The organism is Lysobacter sp. GQ73, from assembly GCF_059758755.1.
Map to the genome: position 1 here is coordinate 414,074 of NZ_JCAXEE010000004.1, position 21,986 is coordinate 436,059.

20 protein-coding genes and 1 pseudogene are annotated in these 21,986 nt (G+C 69.3%); 5 read left to right on the top strand and 16 right to left on the bottom strand.

What is annotated here, in order from left to right; translation table 11 throughout:
* The first annotated feature begins 171 nt into the window (after window positions 1–171).
* Window positions 172–873 (top strand): hypothetical protein, encoded by a 702-nt coding sequence (locus AC6CH2_RS14360; RefSeq protein WP_498269805.1) that lies wholly within the window; start codon window positions 172–174, stop codon window positions 871–873.
* Between the two features lie 334 nt (window positions 874–1,207).
* Here the strand turns inward: AC6CH2_RS14360 and AC6CH2_RS14365 are convergent, their stop codons facing one another.
* The 6 genes from AC6CH2_RS14365 to purM all read right to left on the bottom strand — a co-directional run bounded on the left by AC6CH2_RS14365 (window position 1,208) and on the right by purM (window position 4,855).
* Window positions 1,208–1,615, bottom strand: a complete 408-nt coding sequence (locus tag AC6CH2_RS14365) for a DUF4259 domain-containing protein (protein ID WP_498269806.1) — start codon at window positions 1,613–1,615, stop codon at window positions 1,208–1,210.
* A gap of 126 nt (window positions 1,616–1,741) precedes the next feature.
* Window positions 1,742–1,990, bottom strand: a complete 249-nt coding sequence (locus AC6CH2_RS14370; protein WP_498269807.1) for a hypothetical protein — start codon at window positions 1,988–1,990, stop codon at window positions 1,742–1,744.
* A gap of 25 nt (window positions 1,991–2,015) precedes the next feature.
* Window positions 2,016–2,435, bottom strand: a complete 420-nt coding sequence (locus AC6CH2_RS14375) for a hypothetical protein (RefSeq protein ID WP_498269808.1) — start codon at window positions 2,433–2,435, stop codon at window positions 2,016–2,018.
* Between the two features lie 60 nt (window positions 2,436–2,495).
* Entirely contained in the window at window positions 2,496–2,960 is a 465-nt protein-coding gene (locus AC6CH2_RS14380; RefSeq protein ID WP_498269809.1) for a hypothetical protein, read from the bottom strand.
* A 32-nt stretch (window positions 2,961–2,992) separates the two neighbouring features.
* Window positions 2,993–3,619, bottom strand: a complete 627-nt coding sequence (locus AC6CH2_RS14385) for a DUF2238 domain-containing protein (protein WP_498269810.1) — start codon at window positions 3,617–3,619, stop codon at window positions 2,993–2,995.
* 171 nt (window positions 3,620–3,790) lie between these two features.
* Complete coding sequence (gene purM / locus AC6CH2_RS14390) at window positions 3,791–4,855, bottom strand: phosphoribosylformylglycinamidine cyclo-ligase (RefSeq protein WP_498269811.1); 1,065 nt, start codon at window positions 4,853–4,855, stop codon at window positions 3,791–3,793.
* A 381-nt stretch (window positions 4,856–5,236) separates the two neighbouring features.
* On the opposite strand from purM, the gene AC6CH2_RS14395 reads away from it, so the two are divergent.
* From AC6CH2_RS14395 to hda, 3 genes and pseudogenes are all read left to right on the top strand, one after another.
* Window positions 5,237–6,319: a DUF2066 domain-containing protein gene (locus AC6CH2_RS14395; RefSeq protein ID WP_498269812.1), complete on the top strand. Its 1,083-nt coding sequence runs from the start codon at window positions 5,237–5,239 to the stop codon at window positions 6,317–6,319.
* 3 nt (window positions 6,320–6,322) lie between these two features.
* Window positions 6,323–7,441, top strand: a pseudogene (locus AC6CH2_RS14400) (AI-2E family transporter); the annotation flags it as partial.
* A gap of 191 nt (window positions 7,442–7,632) precedes the next feature.
* Entirely contained in the window at window positions 7,633–8,358 is a 726-nt protein-coding gene (hda, locus tag AC6CH2_RS14405) for a DnaA regulatory inactivator Hda (RefSeq protein ID WP_435394381.1), read from the top strand.
* 1,371 nt (window positions 8,359–9,729) lie between these two features.
* Here hda and AC6CH2_RS14410 read toward each other — a convergent pair.
* The 6 genes from AC6CH2_RS14410 to cysG form a co-directional block, all read right to left on the bottom strand.
* On the bottom strand, window positions 9,730–10,224 hold the full coding sequence (locus AC6CH2_RS14410; RefSeq protein ID WP_498269813.1) for an O-acetyl-ADP-ribose deacetylase: 495 nt from the start codon (window positions 10,222–10,224) through the stop codon (window positions 9,730–9,732).
* Between the two features lie 4 nt (window positions 10,225–10,228).
* Entirely contained in the window at window positions 10,229–10,783 is a 555-nt protein-coding gene (locus AC6CH2_RS14415) for an RNA 2'-phosphotransferase (protein WP_498269814.1), read from the bottom strand.
* Window positions 10,784–10,850: 67 nt separating this feature from the next.
* Window positions 10,851–11,576, bottom strand: a complete 726-nt coding sequence (gene murU, locus AC6CH2_RS14420; RefSeq protein ID WP_498269815.1) for an N-acetylmuramate alpha-1-phosphate uridylyltransferase MurU — start codon at window positions 11,574–11,576, stop codon at window positions 10,851–10,853.
* A complete protein-coding gene (locus AC6CH2_RS14425; protein ID WP_498269816.1) occupies window positions 11,573–12,640 on the bottom strand; it encodes an aminoglycoside phosphotransferase family protein in 1,068 nt (355 codons plus the stop codon). Before AC6CH2_RS14425 ends, murU begins: the two co-directional genes overlap by 4 nt.
* Before the next feature lie 429 nt (window positions 12,641–13,069).
* Window positions 13,070–14,050, bottom strand: a complete 981-nt coding sequence (cysK, locus tag AC6CH2_RS14430) for a cysteine synthase A (RefSeq protein WP_498269817.1) — start codon at window positions 14,048–14,050, stop codon at window positions 13,070–13,072.
* Window positions 14,051–14,087: 37 nt separating this feature from the next.
* Window positions 14,088–15,548 (bottom strand): siroheme synthase CysG, encoded by a 1,461-nt coding sequence (cysG, locus tag AC6CH2_RS14435; protein ID WP_498269818.1) that lies wholly within the window; start codon window positions 15,546–15,548, stop codon window positions 14,088–14,090.
* A 311-nt stretch (window positions 15,549–15,859) separates the two neighbouring features.
* On the opposite strand from cysG, the gene AC6CH2_RS14440 reads away from it, so the two are divergent.
* The gene (locus tag AC6CH2_RS14440) at window positions 15,860–16,843 is read left to right on the top strand and encodes a LysR family transcriptional regulator (protein WP_498269819.1); all 984 of its coding nucleotides are present in this window, start codon (window positions 15,860–15,862) and stop codon (window positions 16,841–16,843) included.
* 263 nt (window positions 16,844–17,106) lie between these two features.
* Here the strand turns inward: AC6CH2_RS14440 and AC6CH2_RS14445 are convergent, their stop codons facing one another.
* From AC6CH2_RS14445 to AC6CH2_RS14460, 4 genes are read right to left on the bottom strand one after another with little or no spacing between them, the layout of a single operon-like run.
* On the bottom strand, window positions 17,107–17,859 hold the full coding sequence (locus AC6CH2_RS14445; protein WP_498269820.1) for a phosphoadenylyl-sulfate reductase: 753 nt from the start codon (window positions 17,857–17,859) through the stop codon (window positions 17,107–17,109).
* Entirely contained in the window at window positions 17,856–19,625 is a 1,770-nt protein-coding gene (gene cysI, locus AC6CH2_RS14450; RefSeq protein WP_498269821.1) for an assimilatory sulfite reductase (NADPH) hemoprotein subunit, read from the bottom strand. The genes AC6CH2_RS14445 and cysI overlap by 4 nt, the downstream gene beginning before the upstream one ends.
* On the bottom strand, window positions 19,622–19,921 hold the full coding sequence (locus AC6CH2_RS14455) for a hypothetical protein (RefSeq protein ID WP_498269822.1): 300 nt from the start codon (window positions 19,919–19,921) through the stop codon (window positions 19,622–19,624). The genes cysI and AC6CH2_RS14455 overlap by 4 nt, the downstream gene beginning before the upstream one ends.
* Window positions 19,921–21,777: an assimilatory sulfite reductase (NADPH) flavoprotein subunit gene (locus AC6CH2_RS14460; protein WP_498269930.1), complete on the bottom strand. Its 1,857-nt coding sequence runs from the start codon at window positions 21,775–21,777 to the stop codon at window positions 19,921–19,923. The genes AC6CH2_RS14455 and AC6CH2_RS14460 overlap by 1 nt, the downstream gene beginning before the upstream one ends.
* Between the last annotated feature and the right edge of the window lie 209 nt (window positions 21,778–21,986).

The window sequence follows — 21,986 nt, forward strand, 5'->3', positions numbered from 1 at the left end:
CGCGATCGTGTCGACAGGGCGCGTCGGCATGCGCATCGGGCAGCGCTCACGCCCGTTCGCATGCCGACGCGGCCGATTCATCGGCCAGGGCTTGGCCGAGACCGACGGAAATGCCGGCAAGGCCGGCATCCGTCAGCACTCGTTCCGTTCAATCAAAGGAGAAACATCGCGATGGGAATCAAGCGTCGAATCGGTCTGACCCAGTGGTTCGCGGCCGCCGTGGTGGCGGGCGCGTGCTCGCCGGCCCTGGCGGGCAATCCGATGGACCACGTGGGGGTCGAACACAACGCCTACCTCGGCTGCCTGATGGCGCAGGCGGCCGGCGGAGCCGGCAAAGGCTCGGAGCTGGAAGACCTGATCGTGCTGTGCGGCTATCGCCCCGAGGGCAGCGCCGAAGAATTCGTGGCCCGCTACACCCCGTTCCTGCCGACCCAGCGCGAGCCGAGCTTCGGCGAACGCGTCGCGCCCTACCGCCAATACTTCAGCACGGTCGAGTACGCCTTGCTGACCCGCATCGATGCGGCGTTGTCGAGCCAGGCCCAGTCGGCCGCCGAGATGGACAAGGCTCTGGCCGAGATCGAAAGCGAAGCCATCGCCAAGCTGGACCCGAAGAGCCAGGGGGGGCAGGCCGTGCTCGGCGGGATCAGCACCGCGCGCCACTCGCTCGAATACTGGGCCGCGCACTATGAGGCGCAGCCGGAAGCGGGCCGGGTCCAGGCCAAACGCAAGTGGTGGCAGGTGGTGCTGCAGATCGTCAGCGTGGTCGGCGCGGACGCCGGCTGCGCGGTGGCGGTCGGCGCGATCCCGGGGGCGCAGGCCGCCGCCGGTCCTGCCGCCGGCGCCTGCTCGAAGATCGTCAACGATCTGTGGTGAGCATCGCCAGGCGATGAGCTTCGCGGCCCGCCGCGATCGCGCGTGCACGTTCCGCGACTCCAGCGAGTCTCACGGGTGGGAGCGCAGGCAGCGATCGCCGGGCCGGCGATGAGGCATAGGGACATGCCGCCCGCCCCGCGTCGGCCAAGGACGGTCCGGCGCGGCCGAGGCGCCGCGCGCAACGCGCGGCCCAGGCGGGTGCGGTCGGTCCGACGGGGGAGCCAGCGGACTGGACGCAGCGGGCTATGGCGGGTCAGGCCGCCATAGCCCGCGTTTGGATCGGCGCGGAGTTCGGAGGCGGAAGCCGCCGAGAGCCACGGCCGACGGCGATGCCTCAATGCGACAGCCGCGACCGCAGCTGAGCGACGTCGGCCTGCCATGCGGCGTAGTCCTCGGTTTCTTCCCACAGCTCGCGCAGTTCCGATTCCGGGCCGAGCACGCGATCGATGCTGCGCAGCGCATCGGCGATCAGCGCGGCATCCGGGGACGGCCTGCGATGCGCGATCCAGTGGGTCAGCTTCTCCTGCTTGCGCGCCGCGGCCGAAGGGCGGCCGATCGCGGCGGCGATCAGTTCGCAGGCGGCCAACGCGGCCGAAGCTTCCGGCGCTTCCAGGTAGTCGTCCGCCTCGAGCGCGGCGGCGATGGTCTCGCGCACCAGCGCCAGGCTTTGGTGATCGGACAATTCGGCCAGCCAGTCCGCCGCATCGTCGTTGTCGAACGTGGTAATGCCCCAAGCGCCCATCGATTCACTCCTGCCGATAAATTGCGAGCCGTCAGGGGACGGACCGATACGCTGCATTGTGAGGCCTGCGTTCGCCCAGCGCGGCCGATCGAGCGATATTCAGCCGGCAGCGACGGTGCACCGGGTCTATTCGGGCTCCGCCCCCCGCTCGATCAGGGACAACTCGTCGTGCTTGAAACCGTTCGGGTAGTGCACCAGACCGCCGAAGTCGGTTTCGACCAGCACGCCGCGTTCGAGGTAGTCCCATTCGGCCTGCGGGAACTTCGCCGAATACTCGCCGCGGTCGATCAGGGCCACGATCCGGCCGCGATTGAGCTCGTAGGACAGCACCCGGTCGCCGAGCCTGACCTCGAGTCCGTCGCTGTATCGCAGCATGGCCGCTCCCATTCGAGGCTTCGCTCTAGCGTTCGCCGAACAAGGCCTTCACCGAAGGCCGGCTCAATACGATCAGGCTGAACACGCCCAGGGCGGTGCCCAGCGGCACCGACAGGCAGGAAATACAGGCGACGACCATGCACAGCGTGCGGCTGCGGCGCTGGCTGAGGCGGCGCCCGGCGAGGAAGGTCAGGCTGCCGCCGATGACGGCGACCAGGAACAGCGCCACCGCGACGCCGATCAGCACCCAGCCGCCGACCTCGTCGCCGGGTTGGCTGTGGATGCCGCCGTTGAGTATCGCGACCCCCATGAAGACGTACAGAAAGGCCATCAGCAGCGGCAGCAGGTACAGGGCGGCGAATACGTAGTGCAGGATGCTCAGGGTCTTGAGCTGCGACGCGTCCTGCGGGTTTTCGGCGGCTGCGGCGGCGGGGACGTGGTTCATGGATGGATCTCCTGAGTGAGAGGTTACGGCCGCATTCCGGGCTTGCGGAGACGGGGCGAATCAGTCGCGCGCGGCGAACCGCGCTCGCACCGACGGACGCGCCAGGACGACGAAGGTGAACGCACCGAGCAAGGTGCCGAGCGGCACCGACAGACAGCTCAGGCCGGCGGCGACTTGGCAGAAGCGGAAGCTGCGGCGTTCGCGCAGACGCCGCGCGGCCATGAACTGCAGCACGGCGCAGACCGCACTGAGGAGGAAGACGGCCAGATAGATCAGCAGGGCGATGCTCGTCGCCATCGTCGAATCGCCGGACGCGGCCGCCGTCGCGGATGCCGAGTCGGGCTCCCGCGCAGCGAGCACCACCACGGCGCCGACCAACAGCAGGGTCAGCGACAGCATCAAGGCGTTGAGCCCGCCAAACACGTAGTAGAGGACGCTGAGCGTATGCAGTTGCGAGGCATCGGCCGCATCGGCCGCATCCGTCGCGGTGGCATGGCGGTCGGCGGCGGGATCGAATTCGGACATGACTTCCCCGGGGCTAGCTCGGATCGTGATCGTCAGCGCCGCGCGCGCGGCCAGGCCGCCAGCGAACCCAGTGTCGCAAGAAACATGTCGGTGTGGGCGTCCCAGACATCGCCCTGCTGGCCGTTGTAGGACTCGGCGGCCCCCGGCGACATGCTCAGCGCGATCGCCCATTCGATCCACTCGTAGACCAGGCTGGTGCACATGATCGCGGCCACCGCGAGCACGAAGGCCTGGCGCGGCGACAGCGCCGGCCAGCGCTGGCGCAGGTATTCGCGCACGGCCGGGGCGAAGCACACGCCGTAGAGGAAGTGGATCAGGCGGTCGAAATGGTTGCGCTCGAAGCCGAACGCGCGATCCAGCGACCAGCCGCCGGTCAGCGCCTGAATCCACTGGTCGTAAGGCACGTAGGAATACAGCCAGCGTGCGGCGAGGCAGTGCGCGACCATGAAGGCGCAGATCGCGAGGTAGTGCCCGTCGCGCAGCGGCCAGCGGCGGTCGTGGCGCCACAGCCACAGCAGGCCGAGCACGGTCAGCACGCTGTGCATGCCTTGTTCGAACGGGCTGGTCGGGTCGATCCAGGTCAGCGCGAATACCGTCAACACCACGGTCAGGGCGAATTTCTTGGCGACGCTCGTGCGTCCTGCCGGCGTTGCGGTCATCGGGTGCGGGGTCTATGGAGTGAGCGGTCCGTCACACGCTACCCGAGCGCGGCAGGTAAGGGAATCGGCAGGGGAACCGGCACGGCGGCGGCCAGGACAGCGGGCGAGCAGCGGACAAAACAACGGCGGGCCGAGGCCCGCCGTTGCATGCATCGCGATCGTGCGCGCGGCTCAGCCGATGTGTACGCGCTCGCCGTCGGAGTGGGCGACGACTTCGCCGATGCGCCAGTGCGACAGACCCAGGCGCTTCAGGTCGCGTTCGGTCGCGGCGACCGCTTCTTCCGGCACCACCAGCACGAAGCCGATGCCGCAGTTGAAGGTGCGCCACATTTCCTCGCGCGGCACCGCGCCTTCGCGCTGCAGCCAGTCGAACACCGGCGGCAGGGTCCAGGTGGCGGTGCGGATGTCCAGGCCGAGGCCGTCGGGGATTACCCGGATGATGTTCTCGGTCAGGCCGCCGCCGGTGATGTGGGCCATGGCGTGGATCTGGTGTTCGCCGCCGTTGGCGCGCAGCAGTTCCAGCACCGGCTTGACGTACAGCGCGGTCGGCTCCATCAGCGCATCGATCAGGCGCACGCCGCCGACGGCGACATCGCCCGGACGGCCGGCGCGATCGAAGATCCGGCGGATCAGCGAATAGCCGTTGGAGTGCGGGCCGCTCGAGGCGATGCCGATCAGCACGTCGCCGCGGCGCACGCGCGCGCCGTCGAGCAACTGCGACTTCTCGACCGCGCCGACGGTGAAGCCGGCCAGGTCGTACTCGCCCGGCGGGTACATGTCGGGCATTTCCGCGGTCTCGCCGCCGATCAGTGCGCAGCCGGCGAGCTCGCAGCCCTTGGCGATGCCGCCGACCACGGCCACGGTGGTGTCGACGTCGAGCTTGCCGGTGGCGAAGTAATCGAGGAAGAACAGCGGCTCGGCGCCCTGCACCAGCACGTCGTTGACGCACATGCCGACCAGGTCGATGCCGATGGTGTCGTGGCGGTTGAGCTGCTGGGCCAGCTTGAGCTTGGTGCCGACGCCGTCGGTGCCCGAGACCAGGACCGGCTCGCGGTACTTGCCGGACAGGTCGAACAAAGCGCCGAAGCCGCCCAGGCCGCCCATGACCTCGGGACGGAAGCTGCGCTTGACCAAGGGCTTGATGCGTTCGACGACCTGGTTGCCGGCGTCGATGTCGACGCCCGCGTCCCGGTAGGTCAGCGGCTTGGGGGAGGTGTCGGAAGGAGATGCGGTCACGGCGGCCCCGGCGGTCGCGGAAGGAAACGTGGGATTTTAGCAGCCATGGGGCGTCCGAACCGGTTCGACCCGCAGCCGGGCCGGGCCGGGGTTGCGCAGAACCTCGGCCAAGACGATGCAGGGCGCGCGCCGAGGCTGCGGCGGGCGTTGCCTGAACCGGTCCGTTCAGGCGCGCGAATGGACGTGCCGGCCCCACTACGGCAACATTTCGGACCTTGAGCACCGTCGGCGGACCGCACCCGCGACCGCCGGACCGAAGCAGGAGGCGAGGGCACGGCCTTCGCCCACGGTGGTGGGTCCAGCCGCAACGATGCCGGGCCGGTGGTCCCGGTTCGCGCTGGAACGGCGACGGGACGCCCGTTTTTCTACATACAGTTAAGGATGGCGATGGTTCGGGCAATCCGGAGTTTTGTGGTCGCAGCGCTGATGCTGGCGAGCTTTGCCGCCGCGGCGCAGCGCGTCGAGGGCGACCGCGCCGAGGCGGCGGGTCCGTATTCGGCCGAGGTCCAGGTCAACGGCCAGGGCGAAGCCGAGCGCAACGGAGCGATGGCGCGTGCCCTGGCCCAGGTGCTGGGCAAAATGTCCGGCGACCGCGCCGCGGCCAGCCGGCCGGGGGTCGGCCAGGAACTGCGCCGGGCCAAGGAGTACGTGACCGGCTACGACTACCGCCAGGACGAAGGCGTGTCGCGCTCGACCGGCGCGCCGACCTTCCAGACCACCCTGGTGGTCAATTTCGACCAGGCCAAGGTCGAGACCCTGGCCTCGACCCTCGGCCTGCCGATCTGGCCGCAGCCGCGGCCCAAGCCGGTGCTGTGGATGGCGATCGACGACGGCAGCGGCCCGCGCCTGGTCGGCCTGCCCCAGGTCAACGCCGCGCGTTCGGCGCTGAACCGCGCGATCGACCGCGGCTACCGCCTCGGCCTGCCGAACGGCAGCGCCGCCGAACAGGCCAGCGTCGGCGCCATCTGGCGCGGCGACGCCGCCGCGGTGGCCCGCGCCTCCTCGCGCTACAGCCCGCCGATGCAGCTGATCGGCAAGGTTTACCGGGTCAAGACCGGCGGTTGGAAGGGCGACTGGACCTTCGTCGACGGCGGCAAGGTGCTGGGCAGCTGGTCCAACACCGATCCCGACGCGCGCAGGGTCATGGCCGGCGGCGCCGACGGCGCGGCCGACGCGCTGATGAAACGCTACGCCAAGCGCAGCGCGGCCGGTCCGGCGGGCGTTTACCGGGTCGTGTTCACCAACCTGCGCAGCGCAGACGACTACATCCGCCTGTCCGGCTATCTGCAGGGACTGGCGGTGATCCGCAAGATGACTCCGATCCGCGCCACGCCCGACAGCGTCGAATTCGACCTCGACCTGATTTCCGGCCTGCCCGGCCTGAAGCGCATGGCCGACAGCGGCGACACCCTCGAAGCGCTGGAAGGCCTGGAAGGCCAGCCGCCCGTGTACCGGCTGCACTGACGCATGGAACGCGCCCCGTTGGAAGACATCGCGCTGTTCCTGCGGCGCCTGCAGTGGACCGCGCTCGGCCTGGGCGCATGCTGGTTGCTGTGGGTGCTCGCGCCGGTGCTGACGCCGTTCGTGATCGCCGCGATGCTCGGCTGGCTCGGCGACCCGCTGGTCGACCGGCTCGAACGCACCGGGCGCTCGCGCAACGTCGCCGTGTCGCTGGTGTTCGGGCTGATGGCCCTGCTCGTGATCCTGGTGCTGGTGATCCTGGTGCCGTTGATCGAACGCCAGATCTCGACCCTGATCGTATCGCTGCCGCGCTATCGCGAATGGTTCACCGGCACCGCGCTGCCGTGGCTGGAGCAGCGCACCGGTTTCGAGATCAGCAATTGGCTCGACCTCAATCATCTGATCGAGCTGGTCCGCGGCAACTGGGAGCGCGCCGGCGGCGTCGCCACCACCCTGCTGGGCTATCTGTCGCGTTCGGGCTTCGCGATCATGGGCCTGATCGCCAACATCGCCCTGCTGCCGGTGCTGACCTTCTTCTTCCTGCGCGACTGGGACGTGCTGGTCGACCGCGTCGCCTCGCTGATCCCGCGCGCCCACCTCGCCACCGCGAGCCGCCTGGCCAAGGAGTCCAGCGACGTACTCGGCGCTTTCCTGCGCGGCCAGTTCCTGGTGATGCTGGCGCTCGGCGTGATGTACGGCCTCGGCCTGTGGGCGGTGGGGCTGGACCTGGGCATCCTGATCGGCATCATCGCCGGCCTGCTGACCTTCGTGCCTTATCTCGGCCCGGCCAGCGGCATCATCCTCGGCGTGATCGCCGCGCTGGTGCAGTACGGCGACTGGAAATACGTGGCCGGCGTGCTCGCCGTGTTCGGCGTCGGCCAGGTCATCGAAAGCTATTGGCTGACGCCGAAGCTGGTCGGCGACCGCATCGGCCTGCATCCGGTCGCGGTGATCTTCGCCGTGCTCGCCGGCGGCACCCTGTTCGGTTTCCTCGGCATGCTGCTGGCCCTGCCGGTCGCCGCCGTCGCCAACGTGCTGTTGCGCTACGCGCAAGACCGCTACACCCACAGCCGCCTGTACGCCGGCGATCACCCGACCATCCTGCTCGACCCGGCGTCCACGCCGGTCGTGCCGAAGGCCGCACCTGCGCCGAATAAGAACGGGCCGAACCAGAACGGGCCGAACCAGAGCGGGCCGAACCAGAGCGGGCCGAACCAGAGCGGGCCGGACAAGAGCGGGCAGGACAAGAGCGGGTCCGACAAGAGCGCGTCGAACAAGAGCGCGGAGCAGGGCGACCGCGCGGAGCGCGAACCGCAGTGAGCGTGCCGCAGTTGCCGCTGGCCCTGCGCTATCCGCCGGACCAGCGTTTGGATACCTATGTCGACGCGCCCGAGGGCGCGATCGCGCAACTGCGCGCCCTGGCCACCCAGACCCAGGAGACCGCGGGTTACCTCGACCCGACCGGCGCCGACTGGGTGTATCTGGCCGGACCGGCCGGAGTGGGCAAGACCCATCTGTTGCTGGCCGCCTGCGCCGCCGCCGAATCGGCCGGCCGCCGCGCCGCCTACCTGCCCTTGCAGGCCGCCGCCGGCCGCCTGCGCGATGCGCTGTACGCCCTCGAAGGCAACGACCTGCTGGCGCTCGACGGCATCGAAGCGATCGCCGGCGACCGCGACGACGAGATCGCCCTGTTCGACACCCACAACCGCGCGCGCGCCGCCGGCGCATCGCTGATCTATGCCGCGCGCGACAACCCCGACGAACTCCCTTTGAGCCTGCCCGACCTGCGTTCGCGCCTGTCGCAGTGCACCCGCATCGTGCTGACCCCGCTCGACGACGCAGGCCGCGGCGAAGTCCTGCGCCAGCGCGCCCAGCGCCGCGGTCTGGCCCTGGAAGAAGCCGCATTGGACTGGCTGCTCAAGCGCGTCGACCGCGACCTGGGCGGTCTGACCGCCCTGCTCGACAAACTCGATCGCGCCTCGCTCGCGGCGCAGCGGCGAATCACCGTGCCGTTTTTGCGGCAGACCCTTGGGGCGGAGTAGGGGCGTGGTGTGTGGGGTTGGGACGGTCGGTTGGATTTCGACTCGGTCCGATTCGACCCGGCCCTCGCCGATTCAATCCCGGAACCCACTGTCGGTTGCGGTTTGGTTCTCGCGCCCGCGATGTCCTCGATCTCGCGCCGATGCCGGCGGTGGCCCGTTGGGGTAGGAGCGACGCAAGTCGCGACCGCGCCGCTTCGACCTCGCTGCGCCACCGGCTGGGCCCCTGTAGGAGCGACGTGAGTCGCGACCGCGTTGTGGCGCCTTGCTGCGTAACTTTGGATCAAGAGCAAAGCTTCCGCTCCCTAAAGGGTGCGGGTAACTTTCTCGTCCAAAGCAACAAAAGAAAGTCACTAAAGAAAAGTGCTTCTGCTTGTAAGGGCACCAGTCCGCACGATCGGTGCCGACGCAGGGATGCTCCAGGCAGGCCATCCCTGGCCTGCTTGCGCACGGCCCGCATCCCTGCGGGCCACCCTCCGGGTCTGCTTTTGACCGGCAAAGCGACAAATCAAAATCAAGGCAACCGCAACCGCAACCGCAGATGGGCTGCACCTGCTTTTGGGTAGGAGCGGTGCAAGCCGCGACCGCGCAATCCCGATTGCACGCGCCGCCAGCCGCAGATTCGCGGTCGCGGCTTGCGCCGCTCCTACTCCGGCGATAGCGCGCCGCTTCGATGGACGGCATTGGCCTTGTGGTTTCGGCGCGTCCCTTGGTCGCGGCTCACGCCGCTCCTACAGGGATGGATCGACGTGCTCCGATTTCCTGTTGTTAGCTCTGGCTCTGGCTCTGGCTATGCGCAGCCGAGCGCTCGCGACGGCTAAAGAAGACCCAAAGGGCGGCCCGCAGGGATGCGGGCCGTTTTTCATCGGGACAAGGATGTCCCGTATGAAAAATCCCTGCGTATGCGCCGATCGTGCGGGCTGGTGATTCAAAAAGAAGCATTTTTCTTTGGTTACCTTTCTTTTGTTGCTTTAGACAAAAGAAAGTAACCCGCCGCTTTAGTGGCGGAAGCTTTGGGTTTGATCTTGATGTTGATCTATTGAACGAGAGATGCGCCGCAAGACCGTCCCAACGATGTCGCGGCTTGCGCCGTTCCTACCCTGGCGAAAGCGCGCCGCTTCGATGGACGGTATTGGCATTGTGGCCTCGGCGCGTCCCGTGGTCGCGGCTCACGCCGCTCCTACAGGATGCGCGCCCGAAGACGGCACGGAATGAGGCATGGCGGTCGCGGCTTGCCTCGCTTCTACCCTGACCCAGGCTGCGGCCAGAATCGGCGCGATAGTGCGAGGTCGCAGTCGCCACTCGCGTCGCTCCTACAAAGGCGAGCCCCTGCAGCGCCATGCGGCGGACCCATCGATCACACCGCGACGCAACTCATCCCAACAACTCCTCGTACAACCTGCGATCCGCATCGGAGAAACAACAAAAAACGACTTCGTCGATCCGGGTTGCAGCCTGCGCGCGTACCGTGTCCACCGCGATCCGCGCGGCCGCGTCGGCGGGGTAGCCGAAGATGCCGGTGCTGATGCAGGGGAAGGCGATGCTGGCCAATCCATGCCGCGCCGCCACCGACATGCAGTTGCGATAGCACGCGGCCAACAGCTCGGGTTCGCCGTGCTCGCCGCCGCGCCAGACGGGACCGACGGTGTGGACGATGTGTCGCGCCGGCAACCGATAACCGCGGGTGAGTTTGGCTTCGCCGGTCTCGCAGCCGCCGAGCAAGCGGCATTCGGCCACCAGCGCGGGGCCGGCCGCGCGATGGATCGCACCGTCGACGCCGCCGCCGCCGAGCAGGGAGGAATTGGCGGCGTTGACGATCGCGTCGACGCTCAGGGTGGTGATGTCGCCCTGGATCGCGCGCAGCCGCATCGCTTCAAGCCTGCTCGGGCCAGTCGATGAATTCCGGCGCGACCGCGTCGGTCAGCCAGACGCCGTTGGCGGACTGGAAGAAGCTCAGGCCGCGCGCATGCATGTCGCCGGCGCGAATCGACAGCACCAGGGCCTTGCCGTGGCGGCTGCCGACCTTGGTCGCGGTGTCCGGGTCGGACGACAGGTGCACGTGCTGGCGGCTCTGCTTGACCAGGCCGAGGTTGCGGATCGACTTGGCGAAGCGGGTCGCGGTGCCGTGATAGAGGACGGCCGGCGGCGCCAGCGCGGTCAGCGCCAGGTCGATCTCGATCGAGTGACCCTGGTTGGCGCGGATGCGCGCGCCGTCGTCGCTGATCGCGAAGCGCTGTTTGCCGCTGTCGCGCACGACTTCGTCGATCAACGCGCGCGTCACCGGCTTGCCGGCGGCGTTGGCCAGGCCGATCAGTTCGTCGATGTCGGCCCAGCCGTTGTCGTCGAGGCTCAGGCCGATGGCTTCGGGTTCGTGGCGCAGCACCAGGCTGAGGAATTTGCTGGTCTTGGTGAGGTTGACGGCGGTCATGGGGTTCCAGTTCGCAGGGAGAAGTGGCTGCGGTGGTCCAGGCCGCGCGATAAGTCGGGTAGTGCGTTCAGTCGTGCGCCGCCGCAGTCAGCGCGGCGTCGAGTCGCTGCAGGCGTTCGGGCGTGCCGACGTCGGTCCAGCGGCCGCGATGGTGCGATCCGCTCAATCGGCCGGCGTCGGCGGCGGCGCGCAGCAGCGGCACGGTGCTGAAGCGCGGCGGCTGCAACTGCGCGCCGGCGGCTTCGCCAAGCCGGGCGCGCCAGTCGGCGAACAGGGACGCACGATACAGGCCGATGCCGGAATAGGTCAGGCGCGGCTCCCCGTGGTTATGCAGCCGTCCGTCCTCAAGACGGAAATCGCCGTGCGGATGCTGTGCCGGATTGTCGACCAGCAGCAGGTGCGCGTCGCCGTCGAAGTCGCGCGGCAGCGCGGCGAAGTCGTAGTCGGTCCAGATGTCGCCGTTGGCGACCAGGAACGGCGCCTGCGGGTCGGCGCCTTCCTGCAGCAACGACAGCGCCTGCAGCATGCCGCCGCCGGTTTCCAGCGGAGTCGGCCCTTCGTAGGAATAGCGCAGGCGCAGGCCCCAGCGCGCGCCGTCGCCGAGGGTCTCGGGGAACTGCAGCGCGAGCCAACTGGTGTTGATCACGACTTCGTCGATGCCGAGCGCGGCGAATTTTTCCAGATGCCATTCGATCAGGCGCTTGCCGCCCGCGCTGAGCAAGGGCTTGGGTGTGTGCAGGGTCAGCGGGCGCATGCGCTCGCCGAGGCCGGCGGCGAAGATCAGCGCTTTCATGCCGAGCCGGCCGCCTCGGCCGCCTCGACAGCGTTGGCCGCAGCGGCGGCGGTCAGGGCCGGGCGGACGTAGCGTTCGACGATGTCGGCCAGCGGCGCGAGTTCCGGATAACGCGACAGGACTACGTCGAGGTAGCCGAGGAAGCGCGGCGCGTCCGCCAGGTACTTCGGCTTGCCGTCGCGATGGTGCAGGCGCGCGAACAGGCCGAGGATCTTGATGTGGCGCTGCAGGCCGGCGAAGTCGGCGTCGCGGCGGAAACGCGCGAGCTCCGGCAACGGAATGCCGGCGGCGGTGGCCCGCGCGTGATAACGCGCCAGCCAGGCCTCGACGCGCGCTTCCGGCCAGCTCAGGAAGGCATCGCGGAACAGGCTGATCGGGTCGTAGGCGATGGGCCCGCGCAGCGCGCCCTGGAAATCGATCACCGCCACGCCGCCGGGCACCGGCATCAGGTTGCGCGGCATGAAATCGCGGTGCACGAAACTCTGGGGTTGGGCGAGCACGTTGTCGAGGATGCGCCGATAGGCCAGGTCGAGTTGCTCCAGGTCGCCGCAGCTCAGCTCGATGCCGAGGTGGCGGCCGAGGAACCATTCGTCGAACAGGCGCAGCTCGCGCGCGAGGAAGGCCTCGTCGTAAGGGGGCAGGTCGTCGGGGCAGGGCAGCGCCTGGATCTTGAGCAACTGAGTGAAAGCGTCGTCGAACAACGCGTCGGCGTTGCGCTCGTCGATCACCTGCAGATAGGTATCGCGGCCGAGGTCTTCGAGCAGCAGGAAACCGTGTTCGAGATCCTGGGCCCGCACCTCCGGCACCCGCACGCCGCCGGCGAGCAGGACCTCGCGCATGCGCAGCCAGGGGCGCGCGTCCTCGAGCTCGGGCGGCGAGTCCATCACGATGACGGTGTCCTGGGTTTGGTTCCGGTCGGCGCCGACACCGGTCGCGCCGCGCCAGTAGCTGCGGAAACCGGCGTCGAACGAGGCGCGTACGAGTTCGAGGCGGTCGTCGCCGGTCGCGGCGCGGGCCCAGTTCAGGCGGGCGAGGTCGCGATCGGTAGGGTGGGACTGGGTCATGCCTGCTCCGCGCGGCGGGTGCCGCAAGCGCACAGGGTAAACGTCCGCGGTCCGGGGGTGAATCCGTGCGGTCTTCCCTTACCGGCAGGAGAAGCGTCGGCCCGGCAGCTTTAGCGCCTCTCCCGCGGGTGGCGAGCGCAGCCATTGCAACGCTGGGAGGCGGGCGAGGGCTCAAGCTTGGTCGCCGCGCCGCCGGACAAAAGATGTAGGGCGAAGCCCACGCCGACGTTGTTCCGGATGCAGTCGCCACCGCTGCTTCCGGCGCCTCGCCGTCGTGAGCCCCGCCCTACGGGTGCCCGGTTGCCGCCATTCGTTACCGCATGACGCCTTGCTGGATAAGAAGCGCGGGGCGGGTCCGGCGCGAAGCCGTCCCGACGCGGCGGCACGTGCGCGCTGGAAGGCCGCGCTCGGCTCCGCCCCGCCTGTTGCTCAAGCCGCGGCCGACTCCTCCCGATCCAGGGAAGCCAGCCACTCGTCGTCGGAGCCTTCGGCCACGCCTTCGAACAAGAAGGTCGACAGATAACGCTCGCCGGTGTCCGGCAGCATCGCCAGCAGCACCGCGCCTTCCGGCGCCTGTTCGGCGACCTGCAGCGCGGCGGCGACGGTCGCGCCGGCGGAGATGCCGACGAATACGCCTTCCTCGGCGGCCAGGCGGCGGGCGGTGTCGCGCGCGGCGACGTCATCGACCGGGCGGATTTCGTCGGCGATGCCGCGGTCGAGCACGCCCGGCACGAAGTCCGGGGTCCAGCCCTGGATCTTGTGCGGTTGCCAGGCGTTGCCGCTCAACAGCGATGCGCCGGCCGGTTCGGAGGTAATGATCTTCAGCTCCGGGCGCGCCAGCTTCAGTACCTGACCGGCGCCGCTGAGGGTGCCGCCGGTGCCCCAGCCGGTGACGAAATAGTCGAGCCGCTTGCCGGCGAAGTCGCGCAGGATTTCCGGACCGGTGGTGTTGCGGTGGTAGGCCGGGTTGGCCGGATTGTCGAACTGGCGGGCGAGGAACCAGCCGTGCTTCTCGGCCAACTCGGCGGCCTTGCGCACCATGCCGGTGCCGCGCTCGGCGGCCGGGGTCAGGATCACTTTCGCGCCATAGGCACGCATCAGCTTGCGGCGCTCGATCGAGAAGGTCTCGGTCATCACCGCCACGAACGGATAGCCGCGCGCCGCGGCGACCATCGCCAGGGCGATGCCGGTGTTGCCGGAGGTCGCTTCGACGATGGTCTGGCCCGGCTTCAGCGCGCCGCTGCGCTCGGCGTCGAGCACGATCGCCAGGGCCAGGCGGTCCTTGACCGAACCGCCGGGGTTGAAGGATTCGACCTTGGCGTACAGGGTCACGTGCTTCGGCGCGATGCGGTGCAGTTTGACGATCGGCGTGTTGCCGATGGTGTCGAGGATGTTGTCGTACAGGGGCATGAGTGAGTTCCCGTGGCGTGGGTGCGAATGAGGGCGGTCAGGCGGCTACGGCGTAGCTTTCGGCCGGCGTCGGCAGCTGGGTCAGCGGCACGTCGCCGAACCAGTGCAGGCGGGCGGCCAGCGCGGCGACTTCGCCGACGATCAACAGCGCCGGCGACTGCACGCGGTGGGCCTGGGCGCGTTCGGCCAGTTCGGCGAGCGTGCCGGTGACCACGCGCTGCTCCGGGCGCGAGCCGTTTTCGATCAGCGCGAACGGGGTGCTGGCGGCGCGGCCGTGTTCGATCAGTTTGTCGCGCAATACATCGAGCCCGGACACGCCCATGTACACCGCGAGGGTCTGCTTTTCCTGGGCCAGCGCGCGCCAGTCGAGGCCGTCGTTGGCGTCCTTGAGGTGGGCGGTGACCAGGCGCAGCGACTGCGCATGCTCGCGATGGGTCAGCGGGACGCCGGCGTAGGCGCCGCAGGCCAGCGCGGCGGTGATGCCGGGCACCACCTCGAAGGCGATGCCGTGGTCGCGCAGCACTTCGAGTTCTTCGCCGCCGCGGCCGAACACGAATGGGTCGCCGCCCTTGAGCCGCACCACGCGTTTGCCGGCGCGGGCATGTTCGAGCATGAGGCTGTGGATGCGCTCCTGGGTGCTGTGATGACTCGCCGGCGACAGCGTGCCGGCGAGCGGCTTGCCGACGTCGATCAGCTCGGCGTCGCGGCGCGCCAGTTGCAGCACCTGCGGGCTGACCAGGCGGTCGTGCAGGATCACGTCGGCTTCGTTGAGCACGCGCAGGCCGCGCAGGGTCAGCAGGCCCGGGTCGCCGGGGCCGGCGCCGACCAGGGCGACCGAACCGACTTGCGCGGCGGCTGCATCGGATTCGACCAGCGCGGCGACGAAGGCGCGTTGCGCTTCTTCGCCGCGGCCCTGGCGCAGCAGCGAGGGAATCGGGCCCGACAGCACGCGGTCGAAGAAGCGACGGCGCGCACCGAGTTCGGGATAGTGCTTGCGGATGCGCTCGCGTTCGCGCGACAACAACTGCGCGAGTGCGCCGAGCGATTCGTCGAGTTGGGTTTCCAGGGTTTCGCGCAGATGGCGCGACAGCATCGGCACGCCGCCGCCGCTGGAGATCGCGATCTGCACCGGGCCGCGGACCACCCGCGCCGGGACGTGGAAGCTCGACGCCTCGACATCGTCGACGACGTTCACCCAGACCCGGCGCGCTTCGCCGGCGTCGGCGACGCGGCGGTTGACCGCGGCGTCGTCGGTCGCGGCGATCGCCAGCCAGGCCTGGTCCAGCCAGTCTTCGACGAAATGCCCCGGCAGGTGCTCGATGCGGCCCTCGTCGGCCCAGGCCGCCAGCGCGGGGGCCAGTTCGGGCGCGCCGACCCGGACCCGGGCGCCGGCCTCCAGCAGCGCGCCGGCCTTGCGCAGCGCGACCGCGCCCCCACCGACCACGAGCACGGTGCGCCCGCGCAGGTCGGCAAACACGGGGAACAGGGAGCTGGTCATGGCGGCGGGGGGACAATCCGGGGACGATGGGACGACCCTACGGCCCGTCGGGCGGGGCCGGAAATGACGTCGCCGCCTTTGCACATGCCGTCACGGCATGAGTCCCCGCCGGGCCGCCCAGGGGCTGGACAAGCCGACCATACGCCGAATAACCTATAAATCGTTATATCCGAATAGAGCGATAAAGACGTGGATGCGATCCGCAAACGAATGTCCCGGCCGCACGACCCGCTCCGCCACGGCGCGGGCTGTTGTCGTCGCCCGCGCCGACATTCCGCCGCCGATCCTTTACCCGTACGGATAGCCACGCCATGACCCTGACCCAGCTCCGCTACCTGGTCGCCATTGCCGATTCGGGCCTCAACATCACCCTGGCCGCCGAGCGCGTCCACGCCACCCAGCCGGGTTTGTCCAAGCAGCTCAAGCAACTCGAAGACGAATTGGGTTTCCTGTTGTTCGTGCGCAAGGGCCGCAGCCTGGAAGCGATCGCGCCGGCCGGCGAGCGCGTGCTCGAACACGCGCGCCGCATACTCGAAGAAGCCGGCAACATCCGCGCCTACGCCGCCAACGAGCGCGGCCAGCATGCCGGCCGCCTGGTGCTGTCGACCACCCACACCCAGGCGCGCTACGTACTGCCGCCGGTGATCGCCCAGGTCAAACGCGACTTCCCCCAGGTCAGCGTGCATTTGCAGGCCGCCGCCGACGGCGAAGTGTTGTCGCACCTGTCGCACGGCAACGCCGATCTGGCGGTGATCAGCACCGCCGGTGCAGCGCCCGAGGGCGGACTGGCCGTGCCGCTGTTCCGCTGGCGCCGGGTGGTGCTGGTGCCGCGCACGCATGTGCTGGCCAAGCTCGATCGCGCGCCGACCCTGGCCGACCTCGCTACCCATCCGCTGATCAGCTACGAATCCTCGACCCGTCCGGAATCCTCGCTGCGCCGCGCCTTCGCCGCCGGCGGCCACGAGCCGCAGCTGGCGATGACCGCGCGCGACGCCGACCTGATCAAGACTTACGTACGCGCCGGCCTGGGCGTCGGCGTGCTGGCCGAGATGGCGGTGACTTCGCGCGACGACGACCTCAAGGCATTGATCGCACCGGACGCGTTTCCCGAGTGCGTCACCTGGGCGGTGATCCCGCGTGCGCGCGTGCTGCGCGACTACGCGCTGGAACTGCTGCACGGCCTGGCCCCGCAGATCGACCGCCGCGACCTGCGCCGCGTGCTCGAAGGCAACCTGGAACCGCAGTGGCCGAAAGCCCCGACCTGGACCGAGCTGACCCAACCGATCAGTTCGTAAGCGGTCTGCCAAGCTGCTGAAGAGTGCCGCGCAAGCGTTTCCTCTCGACGAGGGGCACGGGGACTGGCTATCCGTCCCAGCCACTGCGCAAACCACCATGACCTAGCGAGAGCTCCTCTCCCGTTCACGGGAGAGGGGTTGGGGCGAGGGAATGCGAGCGGGCGGTTTCGCCGCATCTCGCGCCCTCATCCGACCCTTCGGGCCACCTCCCCCCGCTTGCGGGGGAAGGTAAAGGCAGGCCGGCTCGCGGAACAGCCGGCCCATCAAGCCGCCTGATGCTCCGCCACCGGTTCGCTGTCGAAATGCAGGCCGCATTCGCGCTTGAGGCCGAAGAAACGGGTGTCTTCCTCGCGCATGCCGGGTTCGAGGCGGCGGGTGGTGTGGATGTCGCCGATCGAGACGTAGCCGTCGTGCCACAGCGGGTGGTACGGCAGGTCGTGGGCGTGCAGGTACTGCCAGACGTCGCGGTCGCTCCAGTCTGCCAGCGGGTGCAGTTTCCAGCGGCCGTCGCGCAACTGCAGGAACTCGATGTTGGCGCGGCTGCCCGACTGGCTGCGGCGCAGCCCGGCGATCCAGGTGCGCACGCCGAGTTCGTCGAGCGCACGCTGCATCGGTTCGACCTTGCGCAGGCGGTTGTAGCGTTCGATGCCGTCCAGGCCCTGTTCCCACAGGCGACCGAAGCGCGCTTCCATCCAGGCCACGCCGATCTGCGGGCGATAGACCTTCAGGTTGAGCTTGAGCCGCTCGCCGAGTTCGTCGATGAAGCGGTAGGTCTCCGGAAACAGATAGCCGGTGTCGACCACGATCACCGGGATCCGCGGCGCCTGTTGGGTCACCATGTGCAGCGACACCGCCGACTGGGCGCCGAAGCTCGACGACAGCGCGTGCTCGCCGGCGGTGTTTTCCAGGGCCCAGGCCACGCGCTGCTCGGCGCTCTGCGTCGCCAGCCAGGCATTGAGTTCGGCCAACGCGCGCGGCGATTCGGCGGCGGTGACGGGATCGGTGGGAGCGCTCATGCGTACGCCTCTGCGACTAGTGCGATCGGAATACCGGTGGGAGTGGGATACGGAATCGACACGACCTGGCTGCGCACCAGGTAGTCGCCGAAACCTTCGTCGTCGTTGCGTCCGCTCGCGTAGGCGGCGAACAGCGGGTCGAGCGCGGCCAGGATCTCCGGCTCGGCGATGTTTTCGCGGTACAGGGTGTTCAGACGCTGGCCGCGGTGATCGGCGCCGAGCATCAGGTTGTAACGGCCCGGGGCCTTGCCGACCAGGGCGATCTCGCCGAGGTAGGGACGCGAGCAACCGTTCGGGCAGCCGCTGATGCGCAGGTTGATCGCGGCATCGGGGATCGCATGGCGCGCCAACAGCGCTTCCACGTGGCCGAGAAAATCCGGCAGATAGCGTTCGGCTTCGGCCATGGCCAGGCCGCAGGTCGGCAGCGATACGCAGGCCAGGGCGTTGCGGCGCAGCGGGCTGGCCTGCCGATAGGCGTCGAGGCCGTGCCGGGCGACCAGCACATCGACCTGCGCGCGCAGCGCCGACGGCACCCCGGCGACCACCAGGTTCTGGTTCGGGGTCATGCGGAACTCGGCGCCGTCGTGGCCGCTGAGCAGTTGCGCGATCGCGCGCAGGCCGCTGAGGTGGGTCAGCTCGGGACCCTGCCCGTCGAGCGCGCCGTCGACGATGCGGCCGGCCGGCAGGCGCAGGGTCAGATGGGCGCGCGCCTCGCCGTCGGCGCGGGCTTCGCTCTCGACCCAGCCGAAGCGGTCGCCGTTATGACGGAAGGCGAACGGCCGTGCCGGGAGGAGAGGGAACCCGGCACGGCGTTCGACTTCCGCTTTGAACCAGGCCAGCCCGCGGTCGTCGATGGTGTACTTGAGGCGGGCGCGCTTGCGCACGGCGCGGTTGCCGTAATCGCGTTGCGCGGTGACCACCGCTTCGCCGACCGCGATGACCTGGTCGGGAGTGACGAAGCCGATCACGTCGGCGACGCGCGGATAGGTTTCGGCATCGCCGTGGGTCGCGCCCATGCCGCCGCCGACGGTGACGTTGTAGCCGAGCAGTACGTCGGCGCCGTCCGCGTTCTTGGCCAGAATCGCGATATAGCCCAGGTCCTGGGCGAACACATCGACGTCGTTGTAGGGCGGGATGGCGAAGCCGATCTTGAACTTGCGCGGCAGGTAGGCGTTGCCGTAGATCGGCTCGTCCTCGCTGCCGCTGCCGTCGACGCGCTCTTCGTCCAGCCATATCTCGTAATAGGCGCGGGTGTTCGGCAGCAGGTGCTCGGACAGCGCCGCGGCCTGCTTGAACACCTGCGCATGCGAGGCCGAGACCTGCGGGTTGGCGGCGACGGCGACGTTGCGGTTGACGTCGCCGCAGGCGGCCAGGGTGTCGATCAAGGCGGCGTTGATCGACTGCATGGTCGGCTTCAGCTCGGTCTTGATCACGCCGTGGAACTGGAAGGCCTGGCGGGTGGTGATGCGCAGGCCGCGTTCGGCATATGTCGTCGCGATGGCGTCGAGCTTGAGCCATTGTTCCGGCGTGACCACGCCGCCCGGGGTGCGGGTGCGGATCATGAAGCTGTAGGCCGGCTCCAGGCGCGCGAGGCGGCGCTCCTCGCGCACGTCGCGGTCGTCCTGCTGGTAGCTGCCGTGGTACTTGATCAGGGTCTGGTCGTCGTCGCGCAGGGCGCCGGTGACCGGATCGGCCAGGCTTTCCAGCAGGCTGCCGCGCAGGCGCGCGCTGGAACGCTTGATGTCTTCGACCGAATGCGCGCTCATGCCGGCGCCCCGGCGGTCGCGGCGAAACGCTGCGCAGGGGCGCCGAGCGGATGCAGCCCGAATGGAGCGCGGCCCGTATCCGGCGAAGCGCTCTGCTCGGCGCGTGCTGCCGGTGCGGTGTGGTCGCCTCGTTCCATCCGGGCCGCCGGGGCAAGCAGCGATCCGGTTGCGGACGATTCGTACTCGGCGATGCCGTTCGCGGCAGCGCCGTCGAGCGCAGTAGACACGATGCCGGACGCATCGGCCTGCGACGCGCGGCCCGATTCCAACAAATGGCGATGGCGAAACGGCTGCATCAGTAAACGTCCCGGGCGTAGCGGCCCTGCCGCTGCAATTCGTTGAGATAGTCCTCGGCGGCTTCCTCGTCCTTGCCGCCGTGCTTGGCGATCGCCGCCAGCAGCGCCGCATGCACGTCCTTGGCCATGCGCGAGGCGTCGCCGCACACGTACAGGTGCGCGCCGCCTTCCAGCCAGTCGTACAGGTCGCGGCCGTGCTCGGCGAGACGATGCTGGACGTAGACCTTCTGCGCCTGGTCGCGCGAGAACGCCAGATCCAGCCTGTGCAGCTGGCCGGCCTTCAGCGCGGCCTGCCACTCGACCTGGTAGAGGAAGTCGGTGCGGAAATGCGGATTGCCGAACAGCAGCCAGTTGCGGCCGCTGGCGCCGTCGGCGGCGCGCTCCTGGACGAAGCCGCGGAACGGCGCGACGCCGGTGCCGGGGCCGATCATGATGACGTCGCGGCTGCCGTCGGCGGGCACCCGGAAGCGGTCGTTGTGTTCGATGAACACCGACAGGCGCTGGCCTTCGTCGGCGCTCGCGAGCAGGTGCGAGGCCGCGCCCCAGCGGGTGGCGCCGGCGTTCTGGTATTCGACGTGGGCCACAGTGAGATGAGCCTCGTCGCCGACCAGCTTCTGGCTGGAGGCGATCGAATACATGCGCGGGGTCAGCGGGCGCAGCGCGGCGACCAGTTCCTCGGCCGACCACTGGCCGTCGTAGCGCTGCAGCAGGTCGATGACCTGGCTGCTGGCCAGCAGCTCGGCGAATTGGGCGGCGTGATCGGGGGCGAGCAGGCGGTTGAGTTCGTCGCTGCGCGCATGCGCGGCATGGCTGGCGACGAAAGGACGCGCCAGCTTGGTCAGCTCGCGCTTCTCGCTGAGCCATTGGCGCAGCGGCAGCGACTGGCCGCCGTGTTCGACGCCGGTGTCGCCGTCGAGCTCGAGCGTGCCAAGCACCGCCTCGACCAGGGCCGGCGGGTTGCGCGGCCAGATCCCGAGCGAGTCGCCGGGCTGGTAGTGCAGGCCGGAGCCTTCCAGCGAGATCTCGATATGGCGGATGTCCTTGTCCGGCACCAGACGGTCGGAACCGCGCGCGATCAAGCGCTGGTTGCTAAGCAGTTCGGCGGCGAACGGCGCGTCGCGATGGAAGGCCGGCGCGGTGGCGAGCGGGCGCAGCGGCGTGACCGTGGCCAGGTGGGTCGCGACCGGCTTGAGCGCTTCCTTGGCCTGGCTCAGCGCTTGCTGCAGCCAGGGAGTGGAGACGGTTTCGAAATCGAGGTCGGCGTCGCCGCGGGCGAACAGCCGGGTCGCGCCGAGCTCGCCGAGGCGAGCGTCGATCTTCTGGCCGATCGCGCAGAAATCCGGATAGCTCGAATCGCCCAGGCCCAACACGGCGTAGCTGAGGCCCTTGAGCTCGGGCGCGCGCTTGCCGGCGATGAAGTCGATCAGGCCGCGCGAGTCGTCCGGCGGATCGCCGTCGCCCTGGGTGCTGATCACGACATACAGCAGGCGTTCGTTCTTGAGTTCGCGGGTCGGGTAGGCGTCGGCGCGCAGCAGGCGCACGCTGAGGCCGGCGGCCTCGGCCTGGCCGGCGAGCTGCTCGGCCAAGCGCTTGGCGTTGCCGGTCTGGCTGCCGTAGACGATGGTCAGGCGCTCGCTGGCGCGGGCCTCGGGCGCGGCGACCGCGGGCGCCGTGGCCGGCGCCGCGAGGGTAGCGAGGTTGCCGGCGCCGGCGCGGGCCAAGCCGGCGGCATAGCCGGACAACCACCACAGGCTGTTGTGGTCCAGGCCCTCGGTGAGGCGGACGAGCGAATCGAGCCGATCCGCGGGCAGCGGAGTGGCCAGCGAGGGCGGTGCGGAGACGGCTGGAGCGGACAGGGCGGCGGCGGGCACGGCGGTCGGCTTCTGACTTCGGGAAACTGCAGGCTACGAGCGGCTCCCGCGCCGCGGAAAGGATGCTCGGTAATGCGCTCATGCCCGGCGCTTATTTCCTCCCCGAAACCGGGGGAATTCTAATGGCCGCACGCCCAGCCGCCGGTCCGGCCGGGCCGGGGCGTCCCCCGAGCGCGGCGCGTCCGCCTCGATCA

What these genes read in the sequence shown, in the direction of transcription:
- cysI (WP_498269821.1), bottom strand. Translation starts at nt 19,625, where the DNA reads ATGAGCGCGCATTCGGTCGAAGACATCAAGCGTTCCAGCGCGCGCCTG.
- AC6CH2_RS14415 (WP_498269814.1), bottom strand. Translation starts at nt 10,783, where the DNA reads ATGACCGCCGTCAACCTCACCAAGACCAGCAAATTCCTCAGCCTGGTG.
- AC6CH2_RS14445 (WP_498269820.1), bottom strand. Translation starts at nt 17,859, where the DNA reads ATGAGCGCTCCCACCGATCCCGTCACCGCCGCCGAATCGCCGCGCGCG.
- AC6CH2_RS14440 (WP_498269819.1), top strand. Translation starts at nt 15,860, where the DNA reads ATGACCCTGACCCAGCTCCGCTACCTGGTCGCCATTGCCGATTCGGGC.
- AC6CH2_RS14370 (WP_498269807.1), bottom strand. Translation starts at nt 1,990, where the DNA reads ATGCTGCGATACAGCGACGGACTCGAGGTCAGGCTCGGCGACCGGGTG.
- AC6CH2_RS14365 (WP_498269806.1), bottom strand. Translation starts at nt 1,615, where the DNA reads ATGGGCGCTTGGGGCATTACCACGTTCGACAACGACGATGCGGCGGAC.
- AC6CH2_RS14455 (WP_498269822.1), bottom strand. Translation starts at nt 19,921, where the DNA reads ATGCAGCCGTTTCGCCATCGCCATTTGTTGGAATCGGGCCGCGCGTCG.
- AC6CH2_RS14410 (WP_498269813.1), bottom strand. Translation starts at nt 10,224, where the DNA reads ATGCGGCTGCGCGCGATCCAGGGCGACATCACCACCCTGAGCGTCGAC.
- AC6CH2_RS14385 (WP_498269810.1), bottom strand. Translation starts at nt 3,619, where the DNA reads ATGACCGCAACGCCGGCAGGACGCACGAGCGTCGCCAAGAAATTCGCC.
- cysG (WP_498269818.1), bottom strand. Translation starts at nt 15,548, where the DNA reads ATGACCAGCTCCCTGTTCCCCGTGTTTGCCGACCTGCGCGGGCGCACC.
- AC6CH2_RS14395 (WP_498269812.1), top strand. Translation starts at nt 5,237, where the DNA reads ATGGCGATGGTTCGGGCAATCCGGAGTTTTGTGGTCGCAGCGCTGATG.
- murU (WP_498269815.1), bottom strand. Translation starts at nt 11,576, where the DNA reads ATGAAAGCGCTGATCTTCGCCGCCGGCCTCGGCGAGCGCATGCGCCCG.
- AC6CH2_RS14380 (WP_498269809.1), bottom strand. Translation starts at nt 2,960, where the DNA reads ATGTCCGAATTCGATCCCGCCGCCGACCGCCATGCCACCGCGACGGAT.
- cysK (WP_498269817.1), bottom strand. Translation starts at nt 14,050, where the DNA reads ATGCCCCTGTACGACAACATCCTCGACACCATCGGCAACACGCCGATC.
- AC6CH2_RS14360 (WP_498269805.1), top strand. Translation starts at nt 172, where the DNA reads ATGGGAATCAAGCGTCGAATCGGTCTGACCCAGTGGTTCGCGGCCGCC.
- AC6CH2_RS14425 (WP_498269816.1), bottom strand. Translation starts at nt 12,640, where the DNA reads ATGACCCAGTCCCACCCTACCGATCGCGACCTCGCCCGCCTGAACTGG.
- AC6CH2_RS14375 (WP_498269808.1), bottom strand. Translation starts at nt 2,435, where the DNA reads ATGAACCACGTCCCCGCCGCCGCAGCCGCCGAAAACCCGCAGGACGCG.